The 11,298-nt window shown below is 66.9% G+C and carries 11 protein-coding genes; 8 read left to right on the plus strand and 3 right to left on the minus strand.

The genetic code is table 11. The features are described 5' to 3' along the window. Positions 1-79 precede the first annotated feature (79 nt). From argE to INQ48_29275, 4 genes are all read left to right on the plus strand, one after another. Positions 80-1,246, plus strand: a complete 1,167-nt coding sequence (gene argE, locus INQ48_29260) for an acetylornithine deacetylase (GenBank protein QRF57334.1) — start codon at positions 80-82, stop codon at positions 1,244-1,246. Positions 1,247-1,299: 53 nt separating this feature from the next. Then, the gene (locus INQ48_29265; GenBank protein QRF60949.1) at positions 1,300-2,523 is read left to right on the plus strand and encodes a DUF445 domain-containing protein; all 1,224 of its coding nucleotides are present in this window, start codon (positions 1,300-1,302) and stop codon (positions 2,521-2,523) included. 271 nt (positions 2,524-2,794) lie between these two features. Continuing rightward, on the plus strand, positions 2,795-3,526 hold the full coding sequence (locus INQ48_29270) for a DUF433 domain-containing protein (GenBank protein ID QRF57335.1): 732 nt from the start codon (positions 2,795-2,797) through the stop codon (positions 3,524-3,526). A gap of 20 nt (positions 3,527-3,546) precedes the next feature. Continuing rightward, positions 3,547-3,825: a hypothetical protein gene (locus INQ48_29275; protein QRF57336.1), complete on the plus strand. Its 279-nt coding sequence runs from the start codon at positions 3,547-3,549 to the stop codon at positions 3,823-3,825. 239 nt (positions 3,826-4,064) lie between these two features. Here INQ48_29275 and INQ48_29280 read toward each other — a convergent pair whose 3' ends face one another. Next, positions 4,065-4,847, minus strand: a complete 783-nt coding sequence (locus tag INQ48_29280; protein QRF57337.1) for a type III pantothenate kinase — start codon at positions 4,845-4,847, stop codon at positions 4,065-4,067. Between the two features lie 135 nt (positions 4,848-4,982). Between INQ48_29280 and lysM the strand changes: the two genes are divergently transcribed. Continuing rightward, on the plus strand, positions 4,983-5,447 hold the full coding sequence (lysM, locus tag INQ48_29285) for a peptidoglycan-binding protein LysM (protein ID QRF57338.1): 465 nt from the start codon (positions 4,983-4,985) through the stop codon (positions 5,445-5,447). Between the two features lie 329 nt (positions 5,448-5,776). Here lysM and INQ48_29290 read toward each other — a convergent pair whose 3' ends face one another. Then, positions 5,777-6,187, minus strand: a complete 411-nt coding sequence (locus INQ48_29290) for a rhodanese-like domain-containing protein (GenBank protein QRF57339.1) — start codon at positions 6,185-6,187, stop codon at positions 5,777-5,779. 226 nt (positions 6,188-6,413) lie between these two features. Here INQ48_29290 and INQ48_29295 point away from each other — a divergent pair, with 226 nt between their 5' ends. The 3 genes from INQ48_29295 to INQ48_29305 all read left to right on the plus strand — a co-directional run bounded on the left by INQ48_29295 (position 6,414) and on the right by INQ48_29305 (position 10,233). Further along, complete coding sequence (locus INQ48_29295; GenBank protein ID QRF57340.1) at positions 6,414-7,529, plus strand: TRAP transporter substrate-binding protein; 1,116 nt, start codon at positions 6,414-6,416, stop codon at positions 7,527-7,529. Positions 7,530-7,654: 125 nt separating this feature from the next. Next, on the plus strand, positions 7,655-8,284 hold the full coding sequence (locus INQ48_29300; protein ID QRF57341.1) for a TRAP transporter small permease subunit: 630 nt from the start codon (positions 7,655-7,657) through the stop codon (positions 8,282-8,284). Then, entirely contained in the window at positions 8,281-10,233 is a 1,953-nt protein-coding gene (locus INQ48_29305) for a TRAP transporter large permease subunit (GenBank protein ID QRF57342.1), read from the plus strand. Before INQ48_29300 ends, INQ48_29305 begins: the two co-directional genes overlap by 4 nt. Positions 10,234-10,300: 67 nt before the next feature. On the opposite strand, the gene INQ48_29310 is transcribed toward INQ48_29305, so the two are convergent. Next, positions 10,301-11,269: a tripartite tricarboxylate transporter substrate binding protein gene (locus tag INQ48_29310; protein ID QRF57343.1), complete on the minus strand. Its 969-nt coding sequence runs from the start codon at positions 11,267-11,269 to the stop codon at positions 10,301-10,303. Between the last annotated feature and the right edge of the window lie 29 nt (positions 11,270-11,298).

Consider the following 11,298-nt stretch of genomic DNA (forward strand, 5'->3'; position numbering starts at 1 on the left):
CGGCTCGCCCCAAGATACCGGAAACCGGCGGTCGCGGCCATCCGCGCGCGCCGCGCCGAGTTCCGGGACAATGCGCCGCATGTCCCTCACGCTTTCCCCCCGCAGCCTGGAACTGGCCCAGGCCCTGGTGCGCATGAACACCATCAGCGCCAACAGCAACCTCCAGCTGATCGAGCTGGCCCAGTCGCATCTCGCGGCCCTGGGCGTCAAGAGCCGCATCACCTACAACGCCGAGCGCACCAAGGCCAACCTGTTCGCCACGCTGGGCGAGGGCAAGCCGGCCGGCGTGATCGTCTCGGGCCACACCGACACGGTGCCCTGGGACGGCCAGGACTGGAGCGTCGACCCGCTCTCGGCCACGGTGCGCGACGGCCGCCTGTACGGCCGCGGCTCGGCCGACATGAAAAGCTTCATCGCGGTGGCGCTCGCGAATGCCGAGCGCTTCCTCGCGAGCGAGGCGCCCTTCGCGGTGCACTTCGCCTTCAGCTACGAGGAGGAGATCGGCTGCTTCGGCGTGAAGGAGCTGATCGCCGACATGCGCGACGCGGGCATCAAGCCGCTGGCCTGCATCGTGGGCGAACCCACGAGCATGGTGCCGGCCATCGCGCACAAGGGCGTGTACCGCTACAAGTGCTGCGTGCGCGGCAAGGAAGCGCATTCCTCGCTCACGCCGAAGTCGGTCAACGCCATCGAGATGGCCGCGCGCGTGATCGGCAAGGTGCGCGACATGGCCGAGGGCTTCGAGCGCGACGAGCCGCGCTACGAGGGCTTCGACGTGCCCTTCAGCACCGCCAGCGTGGGCCAGTTCCACGGCGGCATCGCCGACAACGTGGTGCCGCGCGACGCCGAGTTCCGCTACGAGTTCCGCGACCTGCCGACCGCCGACGCGAAGCGCATGCAGCAGGAAGTGCTGGCCTATGCGGGCTCGCTCGAGCCGGCGATGAAGAAGGTCGCGCCCGACGCCGGCTTCAGCTTCGACACCATCTGCGAGATCCCGAGCTTCCTCGGCAGCGCGAACGACGCGATCACCAAGCTCGCGCAGCGCCTCGCGGGCGAGGAGCGCACCACGCTGGTGGCCTTCGGCACCGAGGCGGGCCTGTTCAAGAACGCCGGCATCCCCACCGTGGTGTGCGGCCCCGGCAGCATCGAGCAGGCGCACCAGCCCGACGAGTACGTGAGCCTCGAGCAGCTCGCGCGCTGCGAACTCTTCATGCACCGCCTGGCGTCCTCGCCGGCCATCGGCTGAACAGGCCTTCGTTGACGACCCCGGCGGCCGAGGGCGACGCCGCGCTGCGGCGCATGAAGCGCGTGGCGCTGGGCCTGCTGTGCGCCGCCGCGGCGCTCTATGCGTTCGCCACGGTGCTGCACGATCGGCATCCGGCCTTCGGCTACCTCGCGGCCTTCGCCGAGGCCGCGATGGTCGGCGCCATCGCCGACTGGTTCGCGGTGGTGGCGCTGTTCCGCCATCCGCTGGGGCTGCCGATCCCGCACACCGCGATCATCCCGAGCAACAAGGACCGCATCGGCGCCAAGCTCGCGGGCTTCATCTGCAACAACTTCCTGAGCACCGCGCAGGTGCTCGCGAAGCTGCGCGAGTTCGATCCGGCCGGCCGCATGGCCGAGTGGCTCGCGCGGCCGGCCAGCGGCGAGCGGCTCGGCGAATGGGGCGTGACGGCCACGCGCTATGGGCTCTCGGCCTTCGACGACGCGCGCGTGCGCGACTTCATCGGCAAGGCCGCGGCGGCCGGGCTCGAGAAGATCGACCTGTCGCAGCTCATGGGCCAGACGCTGGGCGCGCTGACCGCGGGCGGGCGCCACCAGGCGCTGCTCGACGGCGTGCTCGAGCAGCTCGCGGGCGTGCTCGACGGCGAGGAGGTGCAGGCGCACATCACGGAGGCGATCGCGCGCGAGATCAAGACGCTGCGCTTCGTCGGCCTCGACCAGGTGGCGGCGCGCCTGGCCACGCGCAAGATCGTGGCGGCCGTGGCCCACACCATCGCCGAGCTCGCGGCCGAGCCCGACCATCCGATGCGGCGGCGCTTCGACCATTTCGTCGACGACTTCATCGTGCGGCTGCAACACGACCCCGAGTTCCATGCGCGCGGCGAGCGCATCCGCGCCGAGCTGATCGCGCATCCGGCGCTGGGCGACTACCTGCACGGGCTGTGGGGCGAGCTGCTGGCCTGGCTGCACGAGGACCTCGGCCGCGACGATTCGACGATCCGCCGCCGCATAGCGTCGATGGCGGCCGCGCTCGGCCAGCGGCTTTCGGGCGACGAGGCGATCCGGCGCTGGATCAACGAGCAGATCGAGGCCGCGGCGCCGCTCGCGATCGAGCGCTACCGCGAGGACATCCGGCGCTACATCGTGGAGCGCGTGGCGCAGTGGAACACCGAGGAGATGACGGCCGAACTCGAGCGCAACATCGGGCGCGACCTGCAGTTCATCCGCGTCAATGGCACGCTGGTGGGCGGGCTCGTGGGGTTGGTCATCCACGCGGCGACGCAGCTGCTGCGCGTTTGAACTTTCGCCGTGTTCGATACGACGTGCCTCTGGAGTGGCTCGTACATTGCCATTCATTGTTTTCTCCATTCATGCCCAAATGCGCGACAGCGGGCCGAGTTCTCATCCACTATTTGCCAGCGGCGTGAGCGCGTGTTTCATCGGAACTTTTAGGGCCTGGCATTCCAGGCGACCACTCGAAGACCTTTTGCACATGCTTCGCTTGCACCTGCGTATTTACCCCGAAGGCGGCGATATGAGATCTTCGACCCCGTTGTAAACTGACACGAGCATGTACAGCGGAACTGGTATCTACTCCATACAGGAAGCCTCGCGCCTTATCGGTGTGCCGGGCAGGGATATCCGTCGCTGGCTGTTTGGCTATCACTACCGTAAGACTCCCGGCGACGCCTCGACTCGCGTCGACATGGCGCCGCTTTGGACCACCGAGCTGGTGAACGAAGACCTGGACGATGACGTGCTCGGTTTTCGCGATCTGCTTGAACTGCGATTTATTCGCGAGTTCGCTAACCACGGTGTCTCAATGCAGGTCATCAGAAGATGCTTGATCAATGCTGCTGACCTATACGGTGTGTCTCATCCAATGACGCTGCCGCGATTCAGAACAGACGGCAAGACGATCTATTCCGAGGCTCTTCACGAAGAAGCAAAAGACAATTCATTGGTGGACCTCAAGAGCCGTCAATCCGTCTTCAAGGAAATCATTCGCCCGTCGCTATACACGGGGATCGTCTACGACAAGAGCGGAAAGCAAGCCAGCAAGTGGTATCCGGACGCCAGAAACAGCAGACGCACGGCGATCGTCATGGACCCTGCGCGTCAGTTTGGCGCTCCCATCATCGAAGCAACGGGCACACCCACCAATGTGCTCTATTCGTCGTACTTGGCAGAAGGCGGCGATGCAAAAGCGCTGACGATCACTGCTCGCGTGTACGACGTGCCAATCAAGTCCGTGGATATCGCGATCCGCTTCGAGGAAAACCTCGAGCGGCCGCTGCATTGAATTTTCTATTCGATGCAAACATGCCGCCCAACACGTGGACGGCAGGCGTCGCGGCGTTCAGTCATGCTCGCTTCGATGAAGGACATATCGGCGAGATCATCCATCTCCGAGAAAAATTCAAAGCCGCCACACCCGACATTGAGTGGATCACAACCCTTGGCAAGGAAGGCGGATGGACCATCATTTCGCGTGATGGCTTCCGCAAGAAAATGGCGCCGAACGGCAGGTGCTGCGGCAGTATGGGCTTTCGGTATTTGTGCTTCAGCGGGCGTGGTCCAACCAGCCTTATTGGGCCCTGAGCGCGCAATTCATCCATTGGTGGCCTCGAATCGTTGTCCATGCATGCACGACAGAGCGGGCGACACTCGAAGTTCCGTGGCGGACAAGCGGGAAATTTCAGCAGATATAAGTGAGGCGGTAGTCGCAGCATCCCGCCAGAGAGTTTCCAAAGGCTGGATGAATATCAGTCTCGGGGACCCGGTGGCTCATTTCTTAGGGCTTTTTTGCAAGAAGCTTCGACGCGACACATCCAGCCGGCTTAGATTTCGCGCTGCTGCGCGATCACCAGCAGCCCGTCCATGATCAGGCTCTCGACCAGCTCGAAGTGGCCGTTCATCACCGGCGCCATCTTCCAGCCCGCGCCGCCGGTCATGTAGCAGGCCGGCTCGGCGCCGCAGTGCGAGCGCACGTGCTGCACCATGCGCTCGACCGCGCCGGCGATGGCGTAGGTGCCGCCGCTGGTCAGCGCGTCGCTGGTGTTGGTGGGGAATTCGCGCACCTCGCCGGTGGGCACGTGCAGGCCCGCGGTGCCCGACTCGAGCGCGCGCAGCATGATGCCGTGGCCCGGCAGGATCAGGCCGCCGAGGAACTTGCCGTCGGCATCGACGGCCTCGACGGTGACCGCGGTGCCGATCAGCACCACCACCATCGGCCGTGGCGCGCCTTCGCGCAGCATGCGGTGGCGCGCGCCGATCATGGCGACCCAGCGGTCGGCGCCGAGGCGCGTGGGATGGTCGTAGCCGTTGACGATGCCGGCCTCGGCGAGGCTGGGCATGACCCAGCGCGGCGGACAGTCGAAGCGCTCGACCACCTGCTCCTCGGCGCGGCGGCGCAGCGCGTCGCCGGCGACGACGCAGCCGAGCATGCTGGAAGGCGATGGCAGATCGGCCCAGGGGCCATCGGCGAGCCGCTCGATGTGATCGAGGAACTCGGCACCCTGCGCCAGCAGGGCGGCGCCGGGGCGAGCCGCATCGTAGAGCGCCCACTTGAGGCGCGTGTTGCCGATGTCGATCGCGAGAAAGGGAGCGGTGGCTGCGGACATGCGCGGCATTATTGCGACTTTGTGACTATTCCTGCTGTCGCGGTGTTGTCGGTCGCGGTCGGGGACTACGCGGAGCGCCCATGTCGCGCCGCTACATTCGCGGATTCCATCGACCACCCGATCAAGGAGAGAACCATGGGATTGCTGAGTTTCATCAAGGAAGCGGGCGAGAAGCTGTTCGGCGGCTCGTCGGCCCACGCGGCCGAACCCGATGCCAACGACAAGGCCGCGGCCGCCATCAAGACCTACATCGAGACGCAGAACCTCGGCCTCACGAACCTCGCCGTGACCTATGCGGCGAGCACCGGCATCGTGACGCTCGCGGGCAATGCGCCCTCGCAGGAAGCCAGCGAAAAAGCCTCGCTCGCGGCCGGCAACGTGGCCAACGTGACGAGCGTGGAGAACAACCTGGTCGCGCCCGCGGCACCGCCCGCGCAGTACCACGACGTGGTCAAGGGCGACACGCTGTCGGCCATCTCCAAGAAGTACTACGGCGACGCCAACAAGTACAACGCGATCTTCGAGGCCAACAAGCCGATGCTGTCGCATCCGGACAAGATCTATCCGGGGCAGAAGCTGCGGATTCCGCCGTTGAACTGACTGGCTCTTTTGCCCCGGAAGCCCTTCGATTTTTCGAGGGGCTTTTTTTTGGGGCTTTCGACGGTTGGGGGCGCGTGCACAGGACAGTGGGTACTTCCCTCCGCGAATGTCCCCCGCCTTCGGCTCCTCCTTTATTTCGCTGCGGGAAGCACCCACTGCCCTGTGCACGGGAGGCGCAGCGGTGGTGCGGCCGGTTCTACGGCCGTGCCCAGGCTCACGTCGATGGGGTACTCCCCGCAGCGAAATAAAGGAGAAGGCCGCAGGCCGGGGGACATTCGCGGAGGGGAGTACCCCGTCGGCGTGAGCCCGCCCCAGACCTCACCCGAATTTCAGTTCTGCTTCCAGGGCAGCCCACGCTTGCGCCACCCCCCAACAAACCCCCGGTGCCCGTTCTCGTCCGGATTCCCCTCGAACCCCTCGAGGATGTTGTAAGCCTCCACCCCCAGCTCCGTCGCCCGCTTCGCAGCCGCGATCGAACGCACGCCGCTGCGGCACAGCAGCACCACCTTCTTCCCGCCCTCGCCAGCCGCGCGCACGCCCTCGTCGAAGCCCGGGTTCAGCGCCATCCCCGGCCACTGCTTCCACGCCAGCGGCACCGCGCCCGGCACGAAGCCGACCCACTCGCGCTCGGCATCGGTGCGCACGTCGACCAGCACGGCCTCGCCGCTGGCCATCCATTGCGCCGCCTGTTCGGGCGTCACGTCGCCGGCATAGCCTTTTTCACCCACGGGTTCGGTCATCTTCTGCATTCCTTCCAATTCGTTCGATGGCAAGAGGGTTCCCACGCAGCGGCGGCCATCTTTACCGGTCCCGGTGGCCGCCGGATGGTGGAATTTTTCACCGGTTCGTGAAAACCCTGTTTGTCGTGTTTTGCTGCGCGCCAAAGATGGCGGCTTGGGCCTGTCAACCATAACTCCAAGACGGCGGCCTGGGATTTCCCCAGTCAGACCTATGGAGAGAGACAACATGACAGACAGCAAACCGACCCGCCGTCGCAGCCTGCTCAAGGGCGCCGCGGTGGCCGCAGGCGCCATGTCGGCGCCGATGGTCGCCATGGCCCAGACCACCACGCTGCGCTTCCAGAGCACCTGGCCGGCCAAGGACATCTTCCACGAGTACGCGCAGGACTACGCGAAGAAGGTCAACGACATGGCCGGCAGCCGCCTCAAGATCGAGGTGCTGCCCGCGGGCTCGGTGGTGCCGGCCTTCCAATTGCTCGACGCCGTCGCCAAGGGCACGCTCGATGGCGGCCATGGCGTGGTCGCCTACTGGTACGGCAAGAACTCCGCGCTCGCGCTCTGGGGTTCGGGCCCGGGCTACGGCATGGACGCCAACATGATCCTGGCCTGGCACACCTACGGCGGCGGCAAGGCGCTGATGGACGAGATCTACAAGAGCCTCAACCTCGACGTGGCCTCGTACCTCTACGGCCCGATGCCCACGCAGCCGCTGGGCTGGTTCAAGAAGCCGGTGTCCAAGGCCGAGGACATGAAGGGCCTGAAGTTCCGCACCGTGGGCCTCGCGGTCGACGTGTTCACCGACATGGGCGCCGCCGTGAACCCGCTGCCCGGCGGCGAGATCGTGCCCGCGCTCGACCGCGGCCTGATCGACGCGGCCGAGTTCAACAACGCCTCGAGCGACCGCGTGCTGGGCTTCCCCGACGTGGCCAAGAACTGCATGCTGCAGAGCTTCCACCAGTGCGGCGAGCAGTTCGAGGTGCTGTGGAACGGCTCCAAGCTGCGCGCGCTGCCGCCCGAGCTCAAGGCCGTGATCGAGTACGCGACCCAGGCCGCGAGCGCCGACATGAGCTGGAAGGCGATCGACCGCAACTCCAAGGATTACGAGGAGCTCAAGAAGAGCGGCATCAAGTTCTACAAGACGCCCGACTCGGTGCTGCGCGCGCAGCTCGCCTCGTGGGACAAGACCATCGCGAAGAAGTCGGCCGAGAACCCGCTGTTCAAGAAGGTGCTCGACTCGCAGCGCGCCTTCGCCGAGCGCGCCGGCCAGTGGCAGAACGACTACTCGGTCGATTTCAAGATGGCCTACAACCACTACTTCGGGCGCCAGGCCAAGAAAACCTGAACGGGTCTTCCGGCCAGAGAAAGAACGCGAGGGCACCCCGAGGCGGGTGCCCTCTTCTCATTCCCGATTTCGCCCGGCGCTGGCCGCGCACGACGCGCGCCGCGCCCGGCGAGGAGTTCGTCCCGATGCAATCCTTCCTGTTGGCGGTCGACCGGTTCTCGACGTGGATCGGCAAGACTTTCGCCTGGTGTGCCCTGCTGCTCACGCTCTTGATCAGCTGGGAGGTGTTCTCGCGCTACGTGCTCAACCGGCCGCATGCCTGGGTGCTCGACGCGCAGATCATGCTCTACGGCGCCATGTTCATGACCGCCGGGGCCTACACGCTCTCGAAGAACGGCCACGTGCGCGGCGACGTGCTCTACGGCTTCTTCATGCCGCGCACGCAGGCGCTGGTCGACCTGGTGCTCTACATCGTCTTCTTCCTGCCCGGCATCGTCGCGCTGACCTGGGCCGGCTGGATCTACGCGAGCGAGGCGCTCGCGATCCGCGAACAGACCTTCTCGGCCGAGCCGCTGCCGCTGTACCCGTTCAAGTTCGTCATCCCGCTCGCGGGCTTCACGCTGCTGTTGCAGGGCATCGTCGAGATCATCCGCTGCGTGCAGTGCATCCGCGACGGCGCCTGGCCCTCGCGCGAGCAGGACGTCGAGGAGGTCGACGTCGAGAAGCTCAAGGAGATGGTGCACGTGAAGGACGCCGACATCGCCGCGCTCGACCGCGTGGTGGTCGCCAACGAGGCACGGGAGGGCGCGCGATGAAGATCCGCCGCGAACTCTGGTTCGGCCTCACCTTCATGGCCCTGATCGTGATCGGCGGCGCCACCGTGCTGCTGCGCGCCGAGACCATCACCAACGGCCACCTGGGCCTCTTGATGCTGTCGCTCGTGGTGGTGGCGATCATGCTGGGCTTCCCCACCGCCTTCACGCTGATGGGCATGGGCATGCTCTTCACCTTCCTGGCCTACGACCGCGACTGGCATCGCACGCTCGACCTGATGGTGCAGTCGGCCTACAAGACCATGGCCAACGACGTGCTGATCGCCGTGCCGCTGTTCGTCTTCATGGGCTACCTGGTCGAGCGCGCCAACCTGATCGAGTCGCTGTTCAAGAGCCTGCACCTCGCGCTCGCGCGGCTGCCGGGCGCGCTCGCGGTCGCCACGCTCGTGACCTGCACCATCTTCGCGACCGCCACCGGCATCGTCGGCGCGGTGGTCACGCTGATGGGCCTGCTGGCGCTGCCCGCGATGCTGCGCGGCGGCTACAGCGTGCCGCTGGCCGCGGGCGCGATCACCGCGGGCGGCTGCCTGGGCATCCTGCTGCCGCCCTCGGTGCTGCTGATCGTCTATGGCGCGACCGCCGGCGTGTCGGTGGTGCAGCTCTACGCGGGCGCCTTCTTCCCGGGCCTGATGCTGTCGGGCCTCTACGTGCTCTACGTGATCCTGATCGCGAAGCTCAAGCCGCAGTGGGCGCCGCCGCTGTCGGCCGCCGAACGCGTGGTGCCGCTGCCGCCTCTGACGCAGCGGCTCGCGAGCAGCCCGACCGCGCATGCGCTGGTCGGCCTGCTCAAGGGCAAGCGCAACGGCGACGTGCCGTTCTCGCACGTGCTCAAGCAGCTCGGCATCGTGGCGCTGCCCGCCGTCATCTACGCGCTGCTCGCGCTGTCGAGCTACAAGGCCGTGACCACGGTCGAGGCCGAGGCGCGCTACGACATCGAGGAGATCGGTGCCTCGCGCGGCAGCAGCAGCGGCAGCAGTTCGGGCGGCTTGCAGGAACCGCCGGCCGAAGGTGGCCTGCAGGAGCCGCCCAGCGAGGGCGGGTTGCAGGAACCGCCGAGCGAGGAGCCCGCGGCCGGCGCCGTCGCCGAACCGCCGGGCGCCGAAGCACCGCCGGCGGCGCCCGCCGCCACGGAGACCGCGCAGACCGCGCAGACCGCACCGGCCGGCGCCAGCACCAGGCCGCCGCCCACCTGGTGGGTCGCGACCTTCTCGGTGCTCGGCGCGCTCACGGCGCTGTTCTACCTGTTCCTGAGCTTCGCGCGGCTCGAGATCTTCAAGATGCTGCTGGCCTCCTTCTTCCCGCTGCTGCTTCTGATCCTCTCGGTGCTGGGCTCGATCGTGCTGGGCCTCGCCACGCCCACCGAGGCCGCGGCCATGGGCGCGCTCGGCGGCATGCTGCTGGCGGCGGCCTACCGGCGGCTCAACTTCACGGTGCTCAAGGAGTCGGTGTTCCTCACCGCCAAGACCTCGGCGATGGTGTGCTGGCTGTTCGTCGGCTCGGCCATCTTCTCGGCTGCCTTCGCGCTGCTCGGCGGCCAGGCGCTGGTCGAGGAATGGGTGCTGGGCATGAACCTCACGAAGGTGCAGTTCCTGCTGCTGAGCCAGGTGATCATCTTCCTGCTCGGCTGGCCGCTCGAGTGGACCGAGATCATCGTGATCTTCATGCCGATCTTCATCCCGCTGCTCGACAACTTCGGCGTCGATCCGCTGTTCTTCGGCCTGCTTGTGGCGCTGAACCTGCAGACCGCCTTCCTGTCGCCGCCGGTGGCGATGGCGGCCTTCTACCTCAAGGGCGTGAGCCCGCCGCATGTCACGCTGAACCAGATCTTCCTCGGCATGCTGCCCTTCATGGGCATCCAGGTCCTCGCGATCTTCCTGCTCTACATGTGGCCGCAGATCGGCCTGTGGCTGCCGCAGCTGCTCTACAAGTAGCGAGAACGACGGCGGAGGGGAAACGCATGGCGGCGGCCGACCACCGACCGCCGCCATGCGCGCGGTCTCACTCGCCTTCGATCTTCGCGGCCTCGACCACCTTGCCCCAGCGCACGTATTCGGCCTTGCTGTAGTCGGCCAGCTTCTGCGGGTTCATGTAGTCGGCCGTGGCGCCGAGCTCGGCGGCCTTCTGCTGGAAGGCCGGCGTGGCCACCACCTTGGCGATCTCGGCACTGAGCCTGTCGATCACGGGCTGCGGCGTCTTGGCGGGCGCGAACACCGCGAACCACGAAGTCGCGTCGAGGTTCGGCAGCCCGACCTCGGCCGCGGTCGGCACGCTCGGCAGCGAGGCCACGCGCGCCTTGCCGGTGACGGCCACCGCGCGCAGCTTGCCCGACTGGATGAAGGGCATGAACGGCGGCGGCGTGCCGAAGGTCATGTCGACCTGCGCGCCCAGCAGGTCCTGCAGCGCCGGGCCGGTGCCCTTGTAGGGGATGTGCGTGAGCTGGATGCCGGCCTGCTGCTCGAGCATGGCGCCGGTCACGTGCTGCAGCGAACCCGGGCCCGAGGAGGCATAGGTCAGCTTGCCCGGGTTGGCCTTGGCATAGGCGATCAGCTCGGCCATGTTCTTCACCGGCAGGCCCTCGCGCACCACCACCACCTGCGGCGCGCTCAGCACGTTGGCCACGGCGCGGAAGTCCTCGGGCACCCACTGGGCCTTCTGCTTCGTGACGTGGGGCGAGATCACGTGGTAGCCCGAGTACTGCATCAGCAGCGTGTGGCCGTCGGCCTCGGCGCGCTTGACCGCCACCGCCGCGATCACGCCGCTGGCGCCGCCGCGGTTGTCGACCACAACCGGCTGGCCCAGCGCCTTGCCCAGCGGGTCGGCGAGCATCCGCCCCGCGATATCGGTGGTGCCGCCGGCGGCCGTGGGCACCAGCATCGTGATCGGCTTGGAGGGATAGGTCTGGGCCAGGGCCGGGCCGGCGAGCAGCGCGGCCGCGGCCAGCGCGGCGATGAAGCGAAGGGGTTGCATTCGAATGTCTCCTGGTCTTGTGGGATGAA

Source organism: Variovorax paradoxus (assembly GCA_016806145.1).
Classification (GTDB): Bacteria; Pseudomonadota; Gammaproteobacteria; order Burkholderiales; family Burkholderiaceae_C; genus Variovorax.